Genomic DNA, 25,059 nt, shown 5'->3' with positions numbered 1-25,059 from the left:
AAATACTGAATAATTAATCATTTTTCCGCTAAGTTATTTGGCGCTATTTTCGGGCATTTGCATGGTTAATTTTCGCCAGACTCTCAATAGTTCACTCACGCCCCATGCTTGAGCATCACAACCTCGATGCTGATGGGGGAGGTTACCATCAACTATTTCGGGCAACTGTCCTACACAGCCCTCATCCATAAGCAGTGAAGCAGAACCCAGCCAGGCAAGGGCGGTCGGCACAGCTTTAGGGCCATAACACTCAACCCAGGCTTCAGCATAGGCTGGGAATACCCAGGTCCAGGCAGTCCCATTATGGTAGGCTGGTTTACGACAGGTATCTTCATCTCCTCGGTAGTGACCAAAATAAGGGTGGTGAGGGTTATTGACCGGTTTGCCGTGGAAGGTAATGGTTAATGGCGGTTGTACTGGCTGATCTGCCAGGGTTCGAATCGCACCAGGCACCAGCAGTTGCTCACAGGCTTCGAGTATACGGTGAGTGATGTCTGGATCACTGACGGCTCCCAAGGTAATGGCATAAAGCTGATTGGGTCGTAATGCGTTGTCTGCTTTAGCTTGTGCTGCCGGAGTGTCAGGCACACAATGGAGACAATCCGCTAAGTAACCCACTTCAGGAAAGTAATAATATTGAGTAATGGATTTTTTCACTTGCGCTGCCAGATCAGCCCAACGAGATGTATGGGGGGCAATTTTGCTTAACAGTTGCAGAGCGGCAAACCATAAAGCCTGAATTTCAATAGGGTAACCTTGCCTAGGCGTACCTGCAGGATAATTGGTATCCATCCAGGTAAAGTGTGAAGGGCTAAAAATTAACCCTGATTTTTCATCCATGCTTATCTGATTAGGGGTTCCCTTGATAATGCCGTTGGCTAAATCAACAAGTACTTGGTGCAGAGAGCGGCCTGCACAATCGCGACCAAAAATATCATCTCGCCCTGTGGCTTGCCATAAGTCGTTGCAGGCAACAAATAACCATAGTGGAGCATCAGAGGTATCTCGGTTAGAGGCATCACTACCTCGTATCATGTTGGGTAATGTGCCATTTTCTTCGAATTGAGCAAATTGCAGAATAATCGACTCAGCCGTGTTCCAGTTTTTCGCAGCAATTATGCCGCGTACTACAATGAGAGTGTCACGTCCCCAGTCTAAAAACCATGGATAGCCAGCAATGACGGTTTGTAACTGTCCACGACGTACAATAAATTGTTGCAGGGCAGGCTGTAATACATCAGGCAAAGGTTCTGTGCTGGGAAACTGCTTAATCCAACCTTTGATGGTTTCCAGTAATACAGGCAAGGTGTCGTATTGTTTGGGGGATTCATCTGCTGCAGTAATTTGTGCTGTCAGTGTGATCGTTTCACCACCGGCCATTGGAATAGCAAAATAGCCTGGGCAGTATAAATCTGAAACAGGATCGAGTCCGCGCTCACCTTCTAAAGGGCGGTACACCATATAGTGCCACTCTGGGGAAACATGAAATTTACCTTGGGTACTTTGCAGGGTGAGCTGATGGTAAGGATCAGGGGTAAAGCGGAAGCCTTGTGAATTAGGAAGAATCGCTTTGGGAAAGTTGGATTCCAAGCCTGTGTAGGCTTTTGTTGTTTCATGGAAATTACGATTTTCAATATCCGGGCGAAGTACTAAATCAATTACCGATTGGTCAGCAAGACGATCCTCGTGATTATCTTGATGGCAGCGGTAGATTACCCATTGTACGGCATTTTGTTCAGGAATCATTGCCATGCCAATCTTCAATAAAACATGCTGTCCTTGTCCGACAGGAAGATGAAATAACCAATAACCTCCCTGTGCAGGCTGACAGCCAAAAGCATCAAGGCTAGCCTGACTAATGGTTTGGGTAAATCCCTGGTAATTAAGCCAGCCACGTATTCTCGACAGCATAATCCAGCGGTCATCTGGATGCTCAGGATGTAAATTGGCGGCCAAAGCAGCATCATAACGGCTTCGGAGTAAACCCCACTGGCTGCTAGCACGTGACATACCGCCACGATTATTAGTGCCCAGCCATAAATGAGGATGATCGAGGAGCTGGTTGCGGAAAAAAATATTGCGTGTTTTAACATGCAGGCCATCCGCTAGATAGCATAATGGGACCTGGCAGGAAATGACATTATCTGTTGTATACAGCTTAATTTTCAGAATACGCCGTTGATGGTGTATTGGCGTGTTGAGTGGCTCTATAACAGTTATGTACTGTGAGCCTTGATGAAAACTTTGTTCTTTAACCAGTACGGCTTTATTTGACTCACCGACTGTCAGGTGAAAGGGGTAAGGACAGCGCACCAGCAGCATATGCTGAGGCGGAATCATTACTTCACGCCACTGATCCTGGGGATATCGCCAAGTGATGACATAGGGTTCATTGGTAAATGGCGTAATGCTGGTACAAAATGCGCGTGGATCTTTTTGCAGGAGTTGACAGTGCTCGTCTAGATTAAACCCTCGTAGATCCTCACAACCCTGATAATGCTGATGCAGTTTAAGTACTTTGCTTCTTATGCGCTGTTTGATGAGTTGAGCGGAGGGCAGGTGACTGTTTTTTTCATACTGTCTGAGCTGAGCAATCATATCATGCTGGTCGGTTAGACAAAGCACCTGCCCTGGCTTGAGGTTGAGTTTCTGTAAATCACGCTCGTTAACTGGGTGATAAGAATTTCCTGATAAAAGATCATACCAGGGAGGGGGTTCTAAATGTGTTCTGTCTTTGGGCCAACATGCCTGGCATGAGGCTTGAGTATCTAGGTTAGCTACAATAAGCAGGTTAAAACTGTTGTTGTTGGGATGCCTTCGTACCACGATGAAGTTGCCAGGTCCAGTTTGCAACATATGCTGCTGGCCTTGCTGGGTGAGCACTGGGTGGTGTTTTAAGAGAGTATTCAAACGGTGAATTAACGCGACCTGGTTATCAATACTGCCCCAGTTCAATGATGTAGAGCCATGCACACTGATTTTTTCAGTGGCTAACCACTCCACGCCATTGGCAAAACCAAAGCCGCCCTGTGGGGAAAGAAGTGCACACAGAGTAGTTCTTAGTCTCGCCCATACTGGTGAGGTTGCCGCGAGCCGGTTGTTGTCGTGGGTTTCACAGAAATGGACCGTGATGCCATCGTGCTGTGAGATATCCAGTGCTTCGGGTAAATAGTGTTCAAGCTGGCTACGGTCATAGTTTTGGAATAGCTCAGAATAGGCCCAATTAAAGTTAGCGTAATTAAGTAACTGACGTGTGCTGGCTATAGGACCACCTAAACCTTCTAATAAGAATATGGTATCAGGGTATTGCTGACGTACCTTCGCAATAATATAGCGCCAAGCAGCATCAGGTATCATATAACCCGCATCTGCCCGGAAGCCATCGACACCACGTCGGCACCAGGTGAGAAAAATATTAGCCATATACTGCCAAAGGTCTTTATGCCCATAGTCTAACCGAGTCAGATCTCCCCAAATAACACCCCAGGCTCCCGGGTTTTCAATTTGTCCTGAAGCTGAACGTGCGAGCCATTGGGGGTGACTTTCATGCAACCCTGCAGCCCACCCGGTGTGGTTGATGGCAATATCGAGTAATAGTGACCCTTGATGGGCGTGCACAGCATCAACCAGCTCTATAAATTGTTCTAAGGGAGTGGCTTTGGGGTCAAACTCAGCCAGTGCTGGATCAACGGCGGTAAAGCTAAGCGCGGCATAAGGGCTGCCAAAACGCCCCATACGTGCATAAGTGGTGGGGGTGGGGTGAATAGGCAGCAGTAATATATGGCGACAGCCCAGCTCATTAATAATGAAGTCCAACTCACCCCGTAAATCACGGAATGTACCTGAGGGAGGGATGACCGTGAAACCGGATTTATCAAAGTCATCAAGTTGCTTATCCGTGAGAGAGAGGCCAAATCCCAGGCCTGACTTGTTACGGCCAAATTGGCGGACAAAGGCATTGTAGATACTGTTGGCACAGCAAGCTTCAGCGGTATCCACATTGATGATGGTGTTGTGGCCTGTAGGCCATAAGGGATCTTTTTTCTTGCCTGGCAGAAAATAAGCTTTAGCTTCAAAGTGGCCAACTTCGGTTAAGCCAAGCATCAGCTGGTATTCACCATTAGCACACTGTGGCATGGGGATATCAAACCAGTCCCGGCCTAATGAGGTTTCTTGATAGTCGACTTCGTTAATGATCTCTTGGCGCTGGATATCAGCATGACCAATATTAGTGCGTAACCAGGCCGTTCCTTGCCAATGATTGGGTACAGATAAACGAAATGTCACTATATCGCCTGCATAGTGAACAATATGCTCACCCGGTAATGGATGCTGAATAATTTCCTCAGACTGAATCATAATGCTGCACTTATCCCCAAACTGTCGTTCATTCACGTTTTTCGAACGCTGACAACAGCGTCCTTGATTAATCGGACATGGCCTAAGCAGTGACGGTTTTCGCTATTGGGCAAATTAAGTATAGGGCAGTCTGTTTAAAAGTAATGAGACGGTATTGTGACGGGAATAAAGCAGTGACAGGATAGAGGTCGGTAGCAGGGGAGGTTATGGTAGTGAACTACCACTTATGAGTTCATCAAAGTAGGCATCGTACTGGCCATTCTGTTTAAGCGTATGAAGGCCTTTATCAAATAATTTGATTAACTCCTGGTTGTCAGGGCTTTGTTTTGTGAGCAGCAAGTAAGCGGGACGTGAGGTGAGAGGTTTAGTGTTATTGGTAAAAAGCATGGCAATATGCCTTGGAAAGGTTTTATAGATTTGGCCATATCCCACCAAAATATCCTGGGGAAATAAATCAAGACGACTGCGTATCAGCATTTTTAATATTTGAGTATCTGATTTAATACGTTTAACGTTAATTTTTCCTGCTTTGGCATATTCATCAAATTGATCTGAAATATGGTAGCCAATAGCCGCACCAATTCTATATTTTTTTAAGTCATCAAGAGTTTCCCAGGTAAAGTCAAATTTTTTTAAATGGAAAAAAACGACCGTCATTTCAGCTAATGGTTGTTCACTAAAGTAAAAAAAAGGTTCTCGTTCAGGCGTTTTATACCAAAGAAAGGTTCCGTCAATGGTTCCCTCTTGAGCCATTTTTAAGGCTCTAGCCCAAGGCATAAAGCGGAACTCGACGTTGATCTGGGAAAGGGCGAAAGCTTCTTTGATGACGCGTCCAGTAAACCCTTTGTCTTCAAGCTCTGGGGATATATAGGGGTACCATTCTTCAGCACCCAGTACCAGTGTTTTAGCGAGTACAGGTGGGACCGTACTGTTAAATAGCCAAAAAAATATAAAAAGCCTAACGATCGGCCAGTGCAGTTTAGTTGTTTTGGTTGCTAGGTGGACATAAGAATGCATGGCAGAAGTTATTATTTCGGGTATTGATAGTGAATAATGAGTTGATCAATAAATTGCATAGCAGATTGTTGATCCATGTATTGGGGCAACATATCCATATAGCTATCTGCATTAAACTGCTGAAATAAAGGAGAAGCCCAAGCTCGTTGAAACTGTTGTGTTAGCTTTTTTACTATGTGGGGAGGAGTTTCTGCATGGATAAAAAAACCCCGGAAGCGATACATAGGGGTAATATTTAGCGTCACATCATCTAGTGCAGGTACACTTGGAAAGCCAGCAGGTCTTTGGTTAACCAGGCTGATAATGGGCTTTATCTTAGATTTATCCAATAAAAACTTAACATCACCAGGCTGCTCGATTAATGCATCGACTGACTGGTTTAATAGTGCCTGGTAACGCAGCTGGGGACGATCATAACTCTCTTGAAAAATGGACAAGTTAAGCGCTTGTTGAAGCTGGTTGAGCATGAGATGCTCCATAGAGCCTATATTACCCACATTAGCAATGGTAATGGGGGCATTGTTTTGAGCAAATGTTACAAACTCACTCCAGTTTTTGAAGCGAGAGTCATCACTGCGCACATAAATTTGATTGAAGGTGAGTTGAGTAATACCAATAGGAATAAGGTCTTTGCTAGGGTGGTAGCGGATATGTCCGGTAACATAATTACTCACAAGATTATCCGTAGCTTGAAGGATGTTGGTACCATCGGGGGGCAAGCTAAAAAATATCTTAAATGCTTCTGTGCCCCCATCAGCAGGACGATTGGTAACAAAGACTTTGAGAGTGCTGGTATCCTCCAGTGCTTGTGCCATTGCTCGGCTATGTTGGTCAGAGCCACCACCCACTCCATAGGGAACTATAATGCGAATGCTGTCTATTGCGATGGCTGGGTTTGACACTGATATGAGCAACATGCAGAGGAGTTGGGCAATACAACCCTTTGCTTGTTTGATAAGAATAAGTCGCTTGAGAGTGACTAATGACAGCATGTGGTTAAACCTGCCTGATAGGATCACCCTCTAAGCATAGCAGGAGTTAGTGGCGTATAACGCCGACACATAATCCTTCTATTGTGAATTCATCACGCTTTAAATCTACATCTATAGGGTTAAACTCATCGTTTTCAGGGTAAAGCGTAACCTTGTTGCGAAGTTGATGGAAGCGTTTCACGGTGACGTCACTAGCAATACGTGCCACTATAATTTGGCCATTACGGGCTTCATGGGTTTTATGAACAGCAATAAGGTCACCTTCAAAAATACCGGCATCTTTCATGCTCATGCCTTTCACCCGTAAGAAGTAGTCTGCTTTAGGGTTAAAAAAGCCGGGTTCAATAGCACAGTAGTTTTCAATATGTTCTGCTGCCAGAATAGGGCTTCCTGCGGCAACATTACCAACAATAGGTAGACCTGATATGTCGCCACTGGGTAAACGAATACCACGAGATGTGCCAGGTATTATTTCAATGGCTCCCTTACGGGCGAGTGCTTTCAGGTGTTCTTCAGCTGCGTTGGGTGAGCGGAACCCCAGTTGTTTTGCTATTTCTGCTCGAGTAGGAGGGTATCCGGTGGCTTCAATATGCTCTTTGATAAATTGCAGAATTTCAGCTTGCCGCGCTGTTAGCTTGGTCATTACACTGTCCTGATTAACAAGGCTTGCTCAAAAAAGTTCGTGTATCTATACCGATAGAACTCATACTAAAAGTATACACGCCATGACTGGTCTTTTATACAGTTACTGTGATTATATACAGAGTGAAAATGGTTGCAAGCCAATGATTAAGAGGGGAAGCGCTATAATGACACAGAGTGCCTGATTATACTACAGATTTGGTATAGTATACTGTACAGGATAATCACATATCAATTTGCCTTTAAAACAGATTTTTCAAGAATCTTTAGGGCCTGTTAACACGCGGTGAACCCTTCCTTAAAAAATCAATCGCGTTTTCAGTTAAAGATCTGGCTACTGTGTACAGTAGTAGCCAGTGAAGTGGAAAAGGAAGAGGCTTTAGGAAGGAGAGTGGAGTGATCAGGACACTCTAGTCACAGATTTTACACGCGCAAACAGAGGCCTGCCCCCATTGTGTTGTATTCCAATGTCCGGTCCACTTTCCTCTTTCTTGTCGGCAGACCCGAGGGCATTTGTATTTGGCATCTCGATTATCCCAAATAGGACCTGCATTGATATTGTAAGTGTTGCAGCTATATCTTGGTTGGTAACGGTCCTCTGGATACCTGAAAGGAAAGTCATCATTTACCCGCTGCCTGACCACTCGCCACTGTTGGTTGGATCTACCGTGGAACTGCCATATACCTACTTGACCTCTGTCGGTAAAGTGATCAAGCACAAAGTTGGAATTGCGGCGATTATGTAGATAAGGACCACTCCAGTACCAGCGTTGGTGTTTTTCACGATTACACTGATAGATAAATGCAGTATTCCCCTGTCTTGGGTTACCGGCTTCAAGACACATGTGAGGTACAAACTTAGAGTGGATACGACCTCGACGATCCATAAACCAGAGTTGATTGTCCTGGCCATGGCATCGGTAGGGAATAACAGGCGTTAAGTTACCTGTGCCGTTACCTTTTACATCAAGACAGTAGCCATTATTGGATTCTATTTGAAAGTAATCTTTGGCATGTGCTGAAACAGTATGGGTGAAAAGTAGTGCTAACAATGTATAAAAAGAGTAATAAGGTAAACTTCGTTTGTTTTCTTTTTTATGCATAGGCGATCTTCAACTTATATAAATAAAACAAATTATAAAAAAATATTAAAAATTATATTTTGTTATTTTTGTTTTAAAGTGATTTAAATTTTCAATTAAATGTATGGAATTATATTTGTCAGGGGAATACGTAATGTCACGTATGATATGGCGGTAGTGCTAGTGATTTATACTGTTTTTAATAGATAGATATTGCATCGCTAATAAACTTCATCGTAACTAAAATAACTACACGTATGTGCAAATATGAAATATAGGTATTGCAACCTGCTAGAAAAGTTCCCTATTCAGTTTTTTTAGTGGGTAGGCGTCCATTAAAGTGTGATTGCCTTGTTATAATTGACGGTTTTTATTTGTATTAAAATGTATCGCTAATCAGTTGTTTTCTGTTGTATTTGACAATACTGAAGATGAATGAGGGCTAGTAAGCCCTCATTCATCTTCAGTGCAGGGGGTATGTTGCTCTGAAGCAAGTTGAGTTACCTGTGGATTCATGCGTTGAATGGACTTTGATAACTGACGGATAAAGCGCTGTGCACTATCAATAGAGTCAAACGTTTTAGCGCCACTTCTACTGCTATATCCTCCACTGGAAGTGGCATAACAAGGGCTAGACCAACCACGACAGCTAAGGCTGATGGCCCAGATGCTTTTGATTTCTGAGGCGGAGCATTTAGTGTTAGCAGTTGAGACGCTACTACCAAATGCGCTACATAGAGTAAGCCAAAAAGCTATCACTTTTAAATAACCTAAGAATGGCCATTTTTTTACTATATTGAAAATATGCATAAAAAAATAAATGTAAGTTAGTAGATAACAGCTAATTTACCGCCAAGTCACTTGATGATAGCGGTTACTTCATTATATGTATTTAAGAATTATATTACTAGATGCTAGGGCCTGTTAACACTATTTGAATATCACTGTTATGACGGTAAAAGCACTAATCTAGGCGCGAAGAGTGAAGTTTAGTTATTCTAAATGAACAATGAGCAACAACGAGTAGTGCTTTTACCGTCATAACCCTTCGGGCCGTGATTATTTTTCCACCTAGCAGTGTTACAAGTCATTTATGTAGAATGACTACACGGCATTCCTTGTGCCTTGCTAGGCGAAAAAATAGTCTACGGCAGTGGTGATTCAAATAGTGTTAACAGGCCCTAGTGTTTAGATATATTGGAACAAAAGTTCATTTAGTGGTCGTTCGTTTGCTAGAGTTTATGGATGTGTCATAAATTTTTTGTTAAAAACCTTAGGGTGAATAAGGTGTTTATAAAAATAATTGCTGTCCTTTTTAGTATGATCGCTAGTTTTAGCTTTTCAAGTGAAAAAATAAGGATTGCTATTGGCGAGTATCCTCCTTACCTGTCCGAAGACTTAAAATATTATGGACTCGCTGCTCATATTGTTCGAGAAGCTTTTTCGCTAGTTAATATAAAGGTTGAATATGGCTTTTATCCGTGGGCGCGAAGTTATGAATATGTAAAAGCAGGCCATTGGGATGCAACTATTATATGGGTATATACTGAAGAGCGAGCGAAGTATTTTTATTATAGTGACGCTATTATTACAGGCCCTGCTGTTTTTTTTCATCTGAAGTCAATGCGTTTTGACTGGAGGACGATGAAAGATTTAGAAAATTTAACCATAGGTGGTGTTTTGGCTGCATCGTATACTTGGTATGATGAAGCAGTTGCTAAGGGAATACACTTGAAAATGGAGCGAGTTCCTTTAGATAAAATGAACTTTGATAAATTACTTAAGCGTCGTATTCCTATAACTACGATGGATCTCAATTTAGGGCTTTTTATTTTAAATACACAATTTGATACAGCGGCGCAAGATGAGGTGACGTATCACCCTAAAGTCATCACTACTTATGTTTATCATATGCTGTTTTCTAAGAAAAAACCGAAAAACTTATATAAAGTGAAATTATTTAATAAAGGACTTAAAATGTTACAGGAACAAGGTAGAGTTGACCAGTTTATTCTTGAGTCTCGGCGTGGTGAATATATAAAAAGTCCTGAAAGTTAATATGAAACTTTGTTTACAATGTCTTAGCTTATAAAAATAAGCTTGTGTTTTATCTTATGACAGCTATTTACAGATAATTATCAAGGACGATATGTAAAAATGAGCAGCCAAATTAGCGATGTGAGTACTAAAACAGAGATTATTTCACAAGAGTGTGAATTATCGGGCTATAGACGTTATGCAGAAACCCATAATGTTATCAATCAGCCTTTACCTTTAGAAAACTATAATGCTTATTCGTCTGATCCAATATTAGGCCATTGGTTTCGTACGTTTAGCCAGTCATTAGCAAAAGCAAACCACGCGTTTGATAGCAATGAAAAAAAGTGTTGGGAATATGGCAAATGTGTTGGACATGAATTGCAGTCAGCGGGCTTCCTCGCGAATAAGTATATTCCAGAGTTTCTATCACATGATCGATATGGACATCGTATTGATCAGGTTAATTACCATCCTGCATATCATCAATTAATGGCGACAGCGATAAAACATGGACATCATTGTTTACCTTGGCAGTCAAACTATGCTAATGCACATTTAATTCGAGCGGCTATTGCCTATTTACATACACAAGCTGATCCAGGTAGTGGTTGTCCGCTGACCATGACCTTCGCAGCGGTTCCAACCTTAAAAAAACAGCCAAATATTGCGGCTGAATGGCTGCCTAAAGTGTATGCACAACATTACGATCCTGATAATAAACCTTTTTTTATGAAGAAAGGTGTAACGATTGGCATGGCAATGACAGAAAAGCAAGGTGGATCAGATGTTCGTGCTAACACAACAACAGCTAAGCCTTTAAGTAAACGGGGACCTGGTGAACCATATGACATAGTGGGTCATAAGTGGTTTTGTTCAGCCCCCATGAGTGATGCTTTTTTAGTATTAGCGCAGAGTAAAGGTGGCTTGTCATGTTTTTTAATGCCCCGCTGGTGTCCGGAAGGCGAAAAAAATCAATTTTTTATTCAGCGGCTAAAAAATAAAATGGGTAATTTATCCAATGCTTCTTCTGAAGTGGAATTTCGTGGTGCACTGGCTTGGATGATTGGGGAGGAAGGACGCGGTGTCAATACCATTATTGATATGGTATCTCTCACCCGTTTTGATTGCATTATGGGGTCTTCAGCATTAATGAGGCAAGGTGTTGCACAGGCAATACATTATGCTCGACAGCGTAAAGCGTTTGGAAAATTATTGGTGGAGCAGCCGCTCATGAGCAATGTGTTAGCTGACTTGGTTGTTGAATCAGAAGCGTCATTGGCTTTAGGAATGCGTTTAGCATTTGCTTTAGATCAGCCCGAGGACACAGAACAGCAAATGTTTATTCGTTTGGTAACAGCATTGGGCAAATACTGGGTTTGTAAACGGGCAGTTCAACATACCTATGAGGCCATGGAGTGTGTTGGTGGAATGGGGGTTGTGGAAGAAACTGTTATGCCAAGGTTGTATCGTGAGGCACCTGTAAATGCAATTTGGGAAGGATCTGGCAATATTCAATGCCTTGATATTTTACGGGCAATGAATAAGCAACCAGAAGTGCTTGATGTTTTTATGCAAACCCTTTCTCAAGCAAAAGGTTCTGACTTACGCTTTGATAAGCTGCTAACTAAGCTTAAAACACAATTTAAAGATGTTCAGCACGCGGAGTTTAGTGCGCGGCGTATTGTGGAACAAATGGCTATTTTATTACAGGCGAGTTTACTGCTTCAGTATGGTAACAGTGATGTGGCAGATGCATTTTTCAACAGCAGGCTAACTGAAGCAAGTCATCAATATGGAACATTACCCTATGGCGTTAATGCTAAGGGTATCATTGATAGCGCAGTAAGCTTATAGAATATACTCTTCGTGAAGGGTATATAAATTTACATCCATGGTCTTTCGGTGTGCATCTTTAACAGACTAAAGTTGATCCGTAGTCTTGAGGATAGCTGACGGGTAGTTTGCTGTGCGATTGCGCTTTGCGAACTATACTTTCCTTTAATTGGTTAGCTTAAAAAAAATTCACCGATTATCATCATTCGCTATGATTTTAAACGATAATACCTAAGGGTACCTCTAAAGCTAAGTCACGTCAGGGAAGACGGCAATGTTACATTTTTTTAAAAACTTAAAAATATTTGCAAAGATACTGTCACTGTCAACGCTATTACTGCTTTTTGTCATTATTGTTGCGGCTTATAGTTTAAACCAGACAGTGTTATTGTCTGATAAGCTCAAGTCACTTTCCAAGGAAGAAATTGCATTTTTAGGTGTCGCCAATGAAGTATCTACACTGCAATTAGAAAAAAATATCTATATAGAAAGAGCGTTAAGATTGATTTTAAAAAGGAAGTTTAATGAGAGTGCCAGTTTTTTTGATGGTAGTGAACCTGTTGTAAACAAGCATAATCTACAACTTATCAAAAAAACGACTGAAGGTGTTCAAGTAGGGCTAGCTGAAATCGATAAATTAGTTGTAAATTTACTATCAAAACAATGGTCTGCGAAAATTGAGAAGAATATCGTTAATATTCGCGAAGACTTTAATAAGCTTAAAGGGGAAATTGTTGAGTTTGATGCTAAAGTTCAAGCTTTTTTTGCTGCCTCAAATATTTCTTCTGAGTTGATAGAAGGTGAAATTTTACAACTAGAACGACAACAGGACACGATTGATGAGCATATTATTTCATTAATGGCGGGTGTTGAGCGTTTAACACTAGATATTATTCAGGAGTCTGAGCAGTTAGAAAGTAGCGCGGTCAAACGCACCGTTATCTTTACCTTGGTATCAGTATTGGTAGGGACATGTTTAGCATTTATGATTGCTAAAAATATTCGAGTTAATTTAAATAAAGGTATTTCCGTAGCACAACAGCTTAGTTCTGGTAATCTTGCCGTATCGTTTGTAGCTAATCAGCAACAGGATGAAGTAGGTCAGTTACTGAGGGAGCTTGAGTTGATGTCTCAGCACTTTCGTAAGGTGCTTAGTAAAGTGACAGAGTCTTCCATGCATATTTCTCAACTGGCCTCTACACTGTCGAACAACACATCAGATACAGCAAAGGATACCGAGGCGCAACAAAGTGGGATAGAGCAGATAGCTTCATCCATTACTGAAATGGTGAGTTCTATTCAGGAAGTATCAAAAAATGCCCATGTCGCTGCAGAGTCTACCCAGCATGCGGATCAACAGGCGACTGAAGGTCATGATATCGTTTCTGGCGTCACTGAATCGATTTCTACATTGGTAACCAGTGTCGAAAATACCAGTGAAGTGATAAAACAGTTGGCTAAAGAAACTGCTAATGTCGAATCAATTTTAGATGTTATTGGCAGCATTGCTGAACAAACGAATTTATTAGCACTCAATGCGGCTATTGAAGCTGCACGAGCAGGAGAACAAGGTAAAGGTTTTGCAGTAGTAGCGGATGAGGTTAGAAGTTTAGCATTAAGAACCCATGAATCGACTCAACAAATCCAGACATTAATTCGTAATCTTCAACAGCAGGCTTCTAACTCCGTCACTAAAATGGATGAAGGGTGTACTTATGCGGCAGAAACAGTACAGCGTGCAACAAAAGCGGAGGCATCGCTGAAAAATATTGCGAGTGCTGTAAATACGATAAACAGTATGAATATGCAAATTGCCAGTGCAGCAGAAGAGCAGAGCAGTGTGGCCGAATTAATAAATCAGTCAGTGGAAGACATTAGCCATAAAACCCAACTCAATGCAGAGCGGACACACCAAATTTCAAAAGAAAGTCATGACCTGTCTTCTTTAGCTGAAACATTGCAGTCAGCGGTTAAACAGTTTAAAACAAACTAGGGCCTGTTGACAGGCAGCTGCAACCAAGCGTATTACCTGGTCACAAGCTATTACCTGGCCAATAGTTGCGAGCTGTAGTGAATACAGTGGTTTCTTTAATGAATTATGTGGCTAAAGCACGCTTCTCTGCTTGTTGCTGCTTGCGTAATGTTAATGAGCGGTGTAAACGACTTACTTGCCAAGGCAGCATTAGCGTAAATAATGCACTAAGCCATGCGACACTTGCCATATGATCTAAGGCGCCTGTTTCACTGGTGGTTAAAATAAACGTTGAAACAGCAACGGCAAAACCACTGACTAAGTGGCGTGTGGCAGATTGTGCTGCCATATACCCCGCTCTTTGTTGAGGCGCGGGAATACGACTGTTGGTTGTCTGTACAGCAACATTGCGCATGGCATTAAAGGCCATAAAGCCAGCAAAAGTCACCATCACCGGCCATAATGCTGGTGGCATAAACCCTGTGAAGATAATGGTGAGAGAGCCTGCTGCAGCCAGCCACGTTATTGATACAGGTCCAAAGCGATCTACTAAACGACCAGTGATGTGCATAATCACATAGGTGGCCAATCCGCCAATCATATATAAAGTACCAATTTCCTCACGTGGAAAGCCTAAGTTAAACTGAATATAAGGCGATAAGTGAGGTATAAATAGAAAACTGGCAAAAATAGCTGTACCTGTAATACTCAGCCCTTGCAGCATCATTGGGTCTGCTAAGGCAGCTGTTATTTTAAATGGTGGTTTTTTACGGGCTGCTGCTAAGTGTTCACTTTGAGGTGGCAGCATCCAGAAAATCAGCGCCATTACAATCAGTGCACTGGCGCTGACCAGATAAAAGGGCGCTTGCCAATTAAACCAGTGAGCCATTTCCAGACCTAAAGGCACACCAATCACTGCTGCGGTAGGAAATGCACTCATTAATAATGCCATGGCTTTGCCGCGGCGCTCTTCAGGCACATGATCGATAACAATGGCTGTAGCCAGAGAAGCTGCAGGCCCTCCAAATAAACCGGCTGCAATACGTGCGGCAATCAGTGAATAAAAGCCGGTGGCGAGCGTGGCTAAAAAAGTACTGATAGTGAGCCCGGCCAAGCAACATAAAAGCGCCCAGCGACGATCGAAGCGATCTAAGCGGTTGGCTAGCAGTAATGCCATAAAAGCCGCAGCAAATGTATACACTCCTCCAATAAAACCGGCCTCATCGACAGGTATGGATAAGGCTTTGGCAAAATCTGGTCCCAAAGGCATGACCATCATGTAATCAACCATATTAATAAACTGCACAAGTACCATCAGCAAGATGACCGCTTGTTCTGAAGATGGGGTTAAGGACGCTTTAATATTCATTAACTACCTGCTAATTGTTGTATACCTTTCAATGCATGGGGTAAAAGTCTAAAGACTGTGCACGAACTATAAGTGTAGGTCTTGTGAAGATGAACGTTACTTAGCCCAATAGCATTCATAAAAATCAAATAAGACAGTTCGGTCGTAAAATTTTATTGATAATCATTATCATTTGCAATAATATTCATGGACACACACTGTTGTGTTCCCCCCTCAGCGCTAGACGGGATAAATAAGACAGGTCGTCGTTGTATGCTACGAGGTTTCCATGAATGAGAGTAAACGTTCCACAACAACTGGGGTTGATTTGATTGCGCAGTTTTATCAGCAGCAAACCCCGTTTTTCTTTACAACGGCTAATTACTCATTATTAACATCGGGTAATCAAGCTTCAGTAAACTTGGCATTAAATGATCGCGCTTTGTTTTCAACCATACAGGGGGTGTTGGCTGAAGCACAAGCGAAAGGAAGTGAGAATCCAATCATCGTAGGAGCTATTCCCTTTGCTGTAGACGCGCCAATGCATTTATGGGTGCCTGAAACGGTTAATTGGGGTAAACCTTTACCTGAGGTATCAAAAAATACAGCAGGTGATGTAAATCAAAGTAATAATATAACAAGTTCAAATAGTAACGGCTACGCCATTCAGCAGACACCTTTGCCAGAAACGTATATGCAGGGGGTTGAAAGTGCTTTGCAGCGGTTTAAACACTCAGAACTCAGTAAAGTTGTATTATCGCGTGCATTGGATATTTCATTGCCTCAGCAATTAGATATGTCTCAACTGCTGCATAAATTGGCGCAACATAACCGTGCAGGATACACCTTTGCCGTTTCTTTACCTGTTGATACACAACAGCAAAATAGTCACTGTAAGACACTTGTTGGTGCCAGCCCAGAATTGCTGATTAATAAACAAGGCACGGCTATTCGTACGAATCCTCTTGCAGGCTCTGCGGCACGAAGTGCAGATCACCATGAAGATCAACAGCGTGCACATGCTTTATTGGACTCCACTAAAGACCAACATGAGCATGCCCTGGTGATTGAGTCAGTGAACTCAGCGCTTAAGCCATTTTGTAAAAATCTTTCAGTACCAAATCAACCCTCACTGATTCACACAGAAACATTGTGGCACTTGTCAACGGATATTTCTGGTGAACTGGTAAATCCTGCCACAACGGTTTTAGAGCTGGCGTCAGCACTTCATCCGACACCTGCTGTATGTGGCTTTCCTGCAAATCATGCGCGGGATGCCATTGCTGAAATTGAACCCTTTGATCGTGGTTTCTTTACAGGCATGGTGGGCTGGATGGATAGCCAGGGGAATGGTGAGTGGGTAGTGACGATTCGTTGTGCAGAGGTTGAAGCCCTTCGCTTACGTTTATTCGCAGGCGCTGGTGTAGTCTCAGGTTCCATTCCACAGCATGAATTAATGGAAACAGCAACTAAGTTTAAAACCATGCTAAATGCAGTGGGCTTGACCGATGTTGCAGAGGTTGCTTGATCACTATGGTTAATCCAGCAGAGAAAAATGCCTTTGCGGTAAATAATTTAAGTAATTTAGAGCAAGGCATGAATAACACACCGATGAGTGGACGATTAACATCGGTACCCGCTTGGCCGCCAGAAGTTGCTGAGCATTATCGGCAGGCGGGTTATTGGCAAGGCATTACCTTCGGTCAGCTGTTACGTGTGTGGGCAGAACAGCGAACGTATCAGTTAGCGATTATTGATACTAACCATCGATGGACATATCAACAGCTGGATAACCTGGCAGATCAACTTGCAGCAGGTTTAATTAAATTAGGTATTCAAGCAGGTGATTCTGTTGTTGTGCAAATGCCAAATCAAGCTGAGTTTTTTGCCATTTGTTTTGCGTTATTTCGTCTAGGCGCTTGGCCAATTATGGCATTACCGGGACATCGCCAGGCAGAAATCAGCTACTTTGGTGAGTTTGCCCAAGCAAAAGCCTACGTTATTGCGGATAAAAGTCATGGCTATGATTACCGCGCATTAGCCAGAAAGGTAAGAGCAAAAGCGACAACGGTTAAGCATGTCATCGTAGTGGGTGAGGCAGAAGAGTTTTTATCATTTAATGATTTGTTAACGATAGGCGATTTGTCGCTTGTCCAAGCGCTATCTGAGCCTGATCCAAGTATGCCAGCATTATTGCAATTGTCTGGAGGGACGACAGGTGCGCCAAAATTAATCCCACGCACTCATGATGATTATATTTATAGTTTAAAAGCCAGTGTTGATGTTTGTCGACTGACGTCTGATAGTAACTATTTATGCGTGTTGCCTGTTGCACATAACTTTCCATTATCATCTCCTGGCACATTGGGCACACTTTATGCCGGTGGAACGGTTATTTTAGCTGCAGACACACAGCCTGACCATTGTTGGCGATGGATAGCGCAAGAACAGGTAACGATGACAGCCCTAGTGCCACCCTTAGTTAATGTATGGTTACAAGCAAGACAACAGTTGTCGTGGGATATCAGTAGCCTTGAGGTTTTGCAGGTGGGTGGTGCTCGATTAAGTCCTGAGGTGGCCAAACAGATAGCGCCAGTATTAGGTTGTAAATTACAACAAGTGTTTGGTATGGCTGAAGGTTTAGTGAATTATACCCGTCTGGATGACAGTGAAGATGTCATCATTCATACCCAAGGTAAACCGATGTCATTAGCCGATGAAATTCGTATTGTTGATGACGATGATGAAGTGGTTCCTACGGGTACAGTCGGGCATTTACAAACACGAGGTCCCTATACTATTCAAGGTTATTTTAATGCACCAGAGCATAATCAAAAGGCCTTTACTAATGATGGTTATTATCGAACAGGGGACTGTGTTCGTTTAACAGAACAAGGTTATCTGGTTGTTGAAGGGCGGGCTAAAGACCAAATAAACCGAGGAGGGGAGAAAATTGCTGCCGAAGAAATTGAAAATTATTTAGTGACTCATCCAGCTGTGCAAGATGCAGCATTAGTGGCTGTAGCGGACGATGTACTCGGTGAGATGAGTTGTGCATTTATTATTGCATTACCGACAACAGAAGATAATCAACCAATCGACCCTCCGAAAAAAATTGAGTTAAAGCGTTTTTTGTTGGCGCAGGGTGTTGCTAATTACAAAATTCCTGACCGATTTGTGTTTATCAAACAGTTTCCAAAAACACCAGTTGGTAAAGTTAATAAAAAGCAGTTGCGTGCTTTGCTTGAAAGCGAAAACACGTAAGTGTAATCGGATTAAGAGCGGATAATTTTTCCAGCTTTTTTAGTGTTTTTTTATTAGATAATATTTTTTGTTGGAGGCTGGCTGCTGTGGCTATTCCACGGATTAGTAGTTATGAAATTCCATCACAAGATTGCTTTAGTGCAAATAAAGTGAAATGGACTGTTGACCCAAGACGTGCCGTATTACTGGTGCATGATATGCAACAGTATTTTCTCGATTTTTATGGTGATAATTCATCATTAATTGCCACTGTGATTGAGCATGTTCAACATATTAAACAACAATTAAAAACGCTTGGCGTGCCGGTTTACTACTCAGCGCAGCCTGGTAATCAAACACCACAACAGCGTGCTTTATTAACGGATTTTTGGGGTAAAGGACTTGCAGATGACCCAAACCAAACTGCAATAATTAACGAATTAGCTCCCGAAGCGGATGATCATGTATTAACAAAATGGCGGTACAGTGCATTTCAGCGTACTGATTTGCTGCAGCAAATGCGCCAACAGGGACGGGATCAGCTTATTATTTGTGGTGTTTATGCCCATATTGGCTGTCAATTAACCGCTGCAGATGCTTTTATGAATGATATTCAAGCTTTTTTTGTCACAGATGCGATCGCTGATTTTTCTTATGATGAGCATCTTAATGCAGTTAATTATGTTGCTCAGCGCTGTGGTTTTACACTATCAACAGCCTCATTACTGGATAGTTTAATTGAAAATAACATTGATCATACGACAGATGATGTTCATAATGCTCGGCCACATAACATAAGTACTCTAGTACACAGTGCTCAGCAAAAATCACCAGTAAAAACAATCGTTAATTGGCAACAACAAGTGGCTACTTGGCTCGATGTAGAGCTGGACGAGTTAGCGCCTGACGATAACTTAATAGAGTTGGGTTTAGACTCCATACGGGTAATGACTTTGTTAGAACAGTGGCAACAACAAGGGGTAAAAACCACCTTACTGGACCTGGCAGAGAATCCTACCTTAGCGGGTTGGGAACAGTTAGTTACGGGTTCACAAGCAGCATCTGTGTGAGGTAAGTAATGCAGTCGACAGCAGGAGCAGCGGGATTACCCACTAAGAATACACAACAAAGGGCTGGACGTCATTGGCAGCCACTGAGCCGTGCCCAGGCTGGGATATGGTATGCCCAACAGCGATTCCCGCAAAGTGTCGTATACAATACAGGGGAATACCTTGATATTCGCGGGCAATTAAATCTGGACTTTTTACAGCAGGCAATTAAGCAAGCTGTTTCAGAAGCCGATTCGCTTCACTGTCGATTTCAGTTAGTGGATGGTGCGCCACAGCAGTGTATTGATCATGAGCGGCAGCTTGAAGTAGCGGTCATTGATTGTAGTTGTGCTGCTGATCCTGTGGCAGATGCGCTGCAGTGGATGCAGAATGATGTATCAATACCCATGGACTTGCAGCAGGGACCACTGGTTCGCCAGGCCATTATTAAGGTATTTCCAGATCGCTATTTTTGGTATCAAGGCATCCACCATATTGCAATCGATGGTTATGGTTTTTCATTGCTGATTGCCCGCGTTGCTGAAATCTATCGGGCTTTAGTGAGCGCTTCCACCATCAAACCTTGCCTGTTTCAACCGCTTACAGTGCTGCTCAAGGAAGATCAGGATTACTGGCAGTCAGCAAAGTGCCAGCAGGATAAGCACTATTGGCTAGAGCAGTTTGCTACTTTACCAGAGCCATGCTCGTTGAGTGTCCGTCGCTACGCTGCAGATGCTCAATCTTGCCCACGTCGTCAGCAGGTTACCCTGAGTAATGAGTTGGTTGCGAATTTAAAAGCAATCAGCCAGCAGACAGATGTGAGTTGGCAGTTGGTATTTTACGCTGCAGTGGCAGGCTTTCAGCAGCGTATGACGCATACTGAAGCGCTGGTACTTGGGGTACCCATGATGGGGCGTTTTGGCTCAGTGAGTCTAAGAACCCCGACCATGCAAGTGAATGTTATTCCATTGCGCATTGCTATGACGGCAGAAACCTCGCTGGGTGAACTGATGGGCACAGTGGTTAAGCAGTTTCTGGGCGCGCGTCGTCATCAACGCTATCGGTTTGAGGCAATTCAACATGACCTTGGCTTAATTCAGCAGGGACGTCCGCTGTTTAATACCTTAGTCAATGTGTTGCCTTTTGAAGGTGATAGCGACTTTTTAGGTGAAACGGCGACACTTCATAATCTGGCTGCAGGCCCTGTTGATGATTTATCAATCTATTTATTTGTTCGTGATGGACGTTTTCAATTGGTCTTAGAGGGCAACCCTAGCTGTTATAGTGATGCTGATCTGGCATTACTGACTCAACGGTTACCGCATTTTCTAGAAAACTGGTGCCGAGCGGACCTCTCACAGCCTCTGGGCAGTTTGGGTATGTTGTTGCCTGGAGAGTTTGAGCAGCTGGTGAATGGCTTTAACCAGACTGCACATGTCGTACCCGAAACCACGCTAAATGCTTTACTAAAGACACAAGCGCATTTATCACCAAGTAATACAGCTGTCGTATTTGAAAACCACAGGTTAAGTTATGACGAACTATCTAATCAGGCGAATCAGCTGGCTCATTATCTTATTCAGCAAGGCGTAGGGCCAGGTAAATTTGTCGGGTTAGCTATTCCCAGAAGCCTGGCGTTGATTGTGGCCCAACAAGCTATTATTCGGGCTGGTGGTGCTTACCTACCGATTGATCCTGACTATCCTACTGAGCGTATTCGCTATATGCAGGACCATGCTCAGCCAGTGCTTATTCTGACCTGCCAATCGCTGGCCAGTCTGTTCAGCTTTCCTTGTGTTTTTGTTGATAACCTGTTGCATGATGGGGCCAATGCTTCTGGTGTGAACGTTCCCTGGCACTCAATGCCAAATCACTGGCCCTTAGCCAATGAAATGCGGCAGCCATTGCAGGCAACCGACCCTGCTTATGTTATTTATACCTCAGGCTCAACTGGCAAGCCTAAAGGGGTGGTGGTTTCTCACCGGGCAATTGTTAATCGGCTGTTATGGATGCAAGACCAATATGTGATTCGTTCTGGCTCCAAGGTTTTGCAGAAAACACCTTCCAGCTTTGATGTCTCGGTGTGGGAATTCTTTTGGCCGCTTATCACTGGTGCAACCCTTGTGGTAGCGCCTCCAGAACTTCATAAAGATCCGCAGGGCTTAGCGCAGCTGATTCAGCAGCAAGCTATCCAGGTCATGCATTTTGTGCCTTCAATGCTGCAAGCTTTTCTTGATTGTCCAGCAGCACAGAACTGTACGAGCTTACAAAAGGTCATGTGCAGTGGCGAAGCACTACCTCGTGATGCAGTGATCCAGTTTTATCAGTGCTTACCACAGGCTACTTTACATAATCTTTATGGTCCAACCGAGGCTGCTGTGGATGTGACTTATTGGGACTGTCCTCAGCACCAGGATTCAGCAACAGTGCCAATAGGTAAGCCGATCTGGAATACCCGGATGTATGTATTAGACCGGCAGTTACAACCTACGCCTGTTGGTGTTAAGGGTGAACTGTATATCGCGGGGCGTAATCTGGCTGAAGGCTATTTAGGGCAACGGGAACTCACTGCTGAGCGTTTTGTACCTGATCCCTTCGCTGAGAATGGCCAGCGTATGTACCGTACGGGTGATCTGGCCAGCTGGAACCCTCAAGGTGAGCTGGAATATTTTGGTCGTATGGATCATCAAGTTAAGTTGAGAGGGTTGCGTATCGAACTGGGTGAGATTGAGGCCGTGATGGCGCAGCAGCCACTGGTTGCCCAGGCGGCTGTTGCGATCAAACACTCACCCAGCAATGAACCGATGCTGGTGGGGTATATTGTGCCAACATTGGCCTCTGCAGCAGATCAGGATGAACTCATTACGGCTGTCCGAGAGGTGATAGTCAATCAGCTTCCAGATTATATGGTACCCCCAGTCATTCAAGTGCTATCAGCACTGCCGTTGTCTCCCAGCGGTAAGCTGGATCGTAAACAGTTATCTGATCCTGTGTTGAGCAGTCAGGCATTGAAAGATGCGCCAGCTTCGTTCAGAGAGCAGCAAATAGTTTCAATCATGGCTGAAGTCTTGGGTGTTTCCGTGCTGGGTCCGTATGACAACTTTTTTGCCCTAGGCGGTAACTCGCTTTCAGTGGTGAAATTAATAAGTCGTTTACAACAGGTAGTGGGTGTCGAGATACCACTGGGTACCGTGTTTGCGAAACCTACGGCAAAAGGCTTAGTGACGGCACTGGCTGCAGACAAACCACTCAATGATGGTTTGGAAATGCTGTTGCCACTGCGCACTCAAGGTTCAGGACGACCACTGTTTGCCATTCACCCTGCCGGAGGCTTGTGCTGGTGCTATAGCGGACTGTTACCTTACCTGCCAGTGGATACTCCAGTTTATGGGCTACAGGCACCTTTACTGGCAGCGGAAGAAGCTAGACCATATTTAAATGAGCAGCGTTCCTTAGCGTCAATGGCCAGTGACTATTTGGCTGTTATTAAGCAGGTACAACCTGAAGGTCCCTATCAATTGCTGGGCTGGTCCTTTGGCGGGATGTTGGCGCATGAGCTGGCAGCTCAGCTCCAACAGCAAGGTGAAGAGGTTCAGCTACTGGCACTGGTTGATGCTTACCCCTCAGATCAATGGCGCAATATGCCAGCCGTTGGTGAGCAGGAAGCACTGCAGGCATTGTTACGAATTGCAGGCTATGAGCCGGATACAGGGTTTCCTGACCACTTAACGCCGATGCAAACACGATCAATCTTAAAGCAGCAGGGTAGTGCGCTTGCGAGTTTATCTGAAGCAACCTGGCAGGCGATTACTCAGGTGGTGATTGATAACAGTCATTTGGTAAGGAGTTCAAACCACCAAGTATTTCAGGGTGATGCGGTATTTTTCCAGGCAACAGGACCTCGCCCAGAGATCAGTGTGGATTGTGATGGTTGGCAGCCGTATGTCACTGGACAGCTTCATTGTCATGATGTGCCTTGTACTCATGGCATGATGCTACAGCCACCTATGGTTGAACTGATAGGGAATACGCTAAGCAAGTGGATACAAGGAGGTGATGTGATATGAGTGTATTTGATTTACCTATGGCTCACTATCAGGTGGTGGAAAATCATCAAGGGGATCTGGCAATTTGGCCAGTATCCCTGGTGTTACCGCAAGGGTGGCAGGTACGTTTTAGCTCAGATAGTACACCTTCGTTATCGCCAGCTGTTTTACCTGGAGCGTCAAATGATGCTCAAAACGAACCCTTACCCTACAAAGCATGCTGTATGAAGTTTATTGCACAGCAAAACTTAGGGAGTGACTCTCAGGCTGATGTTGTCATGAATATCCCATCTGTGAATAAGCCATCCAGCGATGAAGAAGCGACCAAACTGTCATCACTGCAACCTGCAGCCCAAGGAATAACAGCGCTGTTTGATCACTATGACTTAGTGGGGGTGTCAGAGATGCACTGGCATCCTGCCGTTATTGCGGCATTTACAGACTTGTTACGTTCAGATGAACTGGCTGCGGTAGTCGATGACATTGTGGTTGAATTTGGTAATGCGGCCTATCAGTCGGTGGTCGATGAGTACGTGGCAGGAGCACCAGTTCCTGAGACAGAGCTGGCAAAAGCCTGGCAAAACACGTTGAATTTTGTGGTATGGCAGCCCAGTGGCTATCAGCAGCTTTTTAAAATGGTTCGTCAGCTGAACCAGCAACGACCAAAAAGCCAACAGCTGCGTATTGTGCTTGCGGAGCCTGCTTTTGACTGGGCCCAGATAAAGCAACCCAGTGACTGGCAAGCGCTTCAGGCAGCTCGTGACCAAGGCTATTACCAGCGCATTGAGTTAGAGGTGCTTAACAAAGGGCGTAAAGGTTTGATGATCTTTGGTGGTTATCATCTCACTCGACAGCCGATATCGCGAAATCGTGCTAAACAAGTAGCCTCAGCGAATACTGAAACTCCAGCGCAAAAGACAAGTAATTCGGTAATGGCAGTGAAGGCCACACTGGGAGAGCTGTTGGCAGAAAAGCAGCCTGGACGCAGCTATATGTTGTGGACAACGGATATCTTGCAGTTTGAATTACGGCATCGTTTGTTAAGTACTCCTAGCCATAATGCAGAGCCATCTTATGTCTGGCCTCAGGTCATTGCCTCTGAGCAAGGGTGGTTAGGGGCGTTACCCTTTGCAGCCTTAAACGCTGATTTGCCAGTTCAAACTTCAGTCTCTGCGGAGCAGGTGCCTCCCGTTAACTCGATGGTGGAAGGGGTGCTATTTCTTTCAGGGTTAGCGCGAGAGGTAAAACTACCTGAATCGGTGGTGGCTGACCAAGCTTGGCTAAGTACCATGTGGCAGCGCACAGAGCGGCTGCCTAAAGACTTTCGTCAGCGTCTACAGTCATTGCTGCCTGATACCTCAAACGTGACTGACAGTCAGAAAAATACCGCTACTCATAATCCTTAAATTAAATCAATAAGACCTGATGATGAGAGA

Annotated in this window: 15 protein-coding genes; 8 read left to right on the top strand and 7 right to left on the bottom strand. The window is 43.8% G+C overall.

Going from position 1 to position 25,059, the window contains the following annotated elements; genetic code table 11:
- Nucleotides 1–33: 33 nt before the first annotated feature.
- The 6 genes from KHS79_RS20935 to KHS79_RS20910 all read right to left on the bottom strand — a co-directional run bounded on the left by KHS79_RS20935 (nt 34) and on the right by KHS79_RS20910 (nt 8,851).
- Nucleotides 34–4,359 (bottom strand): amylo-alpha-1,6-glucosidase, encoded by a 4,326-nt coding sequence (locus tag KHS79_RS20935; protein ID WP_212721678.1) that lies wholly within the window; start codon nt 4,357–4,359, stop codon nt 34–36.
- A 204-nt stretch (nt 4,360–4,563) separates the two neighbouring features.
- Complete coding sequence (locus KHS79_RS20930) at nt 4,564–5,376, bottom strand: substrate-binding periplasmic protein (RefSeq protein WP_212721676.1); 813 nt, start codon at nt 5,374–5,376, stop codon at nt 4,564–4,566.
- 11 nt (nt 5,377–5,387) lie between these two features.
- On the bottom strand, nt 5,388–6,368 hold the full coding sequence (locus KHS79_RS20925) for a tripartite tricarboxylate transporter substrate-binding protein (protein WP_212721673.1): 981 nt from the start codon (nt 6,366–6,368) through the stop codon (nt 5,388–5,390).
- 46 nt (nt 6,369–6,414) lie between these two features.
- A complete protein-coding gene (gene lexA / locus KHS79_RS20920; RefSeq protein ID WP_027709104.1) occupies nt 6,415–7,011 on the bottom strand; it encodes a transcriptional repressor LexA in 597 nt (198 codons plus the stop codon).
- A 409-nt stretch (nt 7,012–7,420) separates the two neighbouring features.
- The gene (locus KHS79_RS20915; protein ID WP_212721671.1) at nt 7,421–8,113 is read right to left on the bottom strand and encodes a ricin-type beta-trefoil lectin domain protein; all 693 of its coding nucleotides are present in this window, start codon (nt 8,111–8,113) and stop codon (nt 7,421–7,423) included.
- 432 nt (nt 8,114–8,545) lie between these two features.
- Nucleotides 8,546–8,851 carry a hypothetical protein gene (locus KHS79_RS20910; protein WP_212721669.1) on the bottom strand — a complete coding sequence of 102 codons (306 nt, stop codon included), beginning with the start codon at nt 8,849–8,851 and terminating at the stop codon, nt 8,546–8,548.
- Nucleotides 8,852–9,379: 528 nt separating this feature from the next.
- Between KHS79_RS20910 and KHS79_RS20905 the strand changes: the two genes are divergently transcribed.
- The 3 genes from KHS79_RS20905 to KHS79_RS20895 all read left to right on the top strand — a co-directional run bounded on the left by KHS79_RS20905 (nt 9,380) and on the right by KHS79_RS20895 (nt 13,958).
- Complete coding sequence (locus KHS79_RS20905) at nt 9,380–10,150, top strand: substrate-binding periplasmic protein (protein WP_212721667.1); 771 nt, start codon at nt 9,380–9,382, stop codon at nt 10,148–10,150.
- Between the two features lie 99 nt (nt 10,151–10,249).
- On the top strand, nt 10,250–11,986 hold the full coding sequence (locus KHS79_RS20900; protein ID WP_212721666.1) for an acyl-CoA dehydrogenase family protein: 1,737 nt from the start codon (nt 10,250–10,252) through the stop codon (nt 11,984–11,986).
- A gap of 253 nt (nt 11,987–12,239) precedes the next feature.
- Nucleotides 12,240–13,958 carry a methyl-accepting chemotaxis protein gene (locus KHS79_RS20895; RefSeq protein ID WP_094787239.1) on the top strand — a complete coding sequence of 573 codons (1,719 nt, stop codon included), beginning with the start codon at nt 12,240–12,242 and terminating at the stop codon, nt 13,956–13,958.
- Nucleotides 13,959–14,061: 103 nt separating this feature from the next.
- Here KHS79_RS20895 and KHS79_RS20890 read toward each other — a convergent pair whose 3' ends face one another.
- Nucleotides 14,062–15,306 carry an MFS transporter gene (locus tag KHS79_RS20890; RefSeq protein WP_212721664.1) on the bottom strand — a complete coding sequence of 415 codons (1,245 nt, stop codon included), beginning with the start codon at nt 15,304–15,306 and terminating at the stop codon, nt 14,062–14,064.
- 268 nt (nt 15,307–15,574) lie between these two features.
- Between KHS79_RS20890 and dhbC the strand changes: the two genes are divergently transcribed.
- From dhbC to KHS79_RS20865, 5 genes are all read left to right on the top strand, one after another.
- Entirely contained in the window at nt 15,575–16,813 is a 1,239-nt protein-coding gene (gene dhbC, locus KHS79_RS20885) for an isochorismate synthase DhbC (RefSeq protein WP_212721662.1), read from the top strand.
- Between the two features lie 5 nt (nt 16,814–16,818).
- Nucleotides 16,819–18,549, top strand: coding sequence for a (2,3-dihydroxybenzoyl)adenylate synthase (locus KHS79_RS20880; RefSeq protein WP_325167638.1), 1,731 nt, complete (start codon nt 16,819–16,821; stop codon nt 18,547–18,549).
- A gap of 86 nt (nt 18,550–18,635) precedes the next feature.
- Nucleotides 18,636–19,598 carry an isochorismatase family protein gene (locus KHS79_RS20875; protein WP_212721661.1) on the top strand — a complete coding sequence of 321 codons (963 nt, stop codon included), beginning with the start codon at nt 18,636–18,638 and terminating at the stop codon, nt 19,596–19,598.
- 8 nt (nt 19,599–19,606) lie between these two features.
- Nucleotides 19,607–23,644: a non-ribosomal peptide synthetase gene (locus tag KHS79_RS20870; RefSeq protein ID WP_212721648.1), complete on the top strand. Its 4,038-nt coding sequence runs from the start codon at nt 19,607–19,609 to the stop codon at nt 23,642–23,644.
- On the top strand, nt 23,641–25,029 hold the full coding sequence (locus tag KHS79_RS20865) for an MbtH family NRPS accessory protein (RefSeq protein ID WP_212721646.1): 1,389 nt from the start codon (nt 23,641–23,643) through the stop codon (nt 25,027–25,029). Before KHS79_RS20870 ends, KHS79_RS20865 begins: the two co-directional genes overlap by 4 nt.
- Nucleotides 25,030–25,059: the final 30 nt, after the last annotated feature.

Origin of the sequence: Zooshikella ganghwensis (genome assembly GCF_018263875.1) — a bacterium.
Lineage (GTDB): Bacteria > Pseudomonadota > Gammaproteobacteria > Pseudomonadales > Zooshikellaceae > Zooshikella > Zooshikella ganghwensis.
The sequence above is the reverse complement of the archived record's forward strand: the minus strand, read 5'-3'. Positions and strand labels throughout refer to the sequence as shown.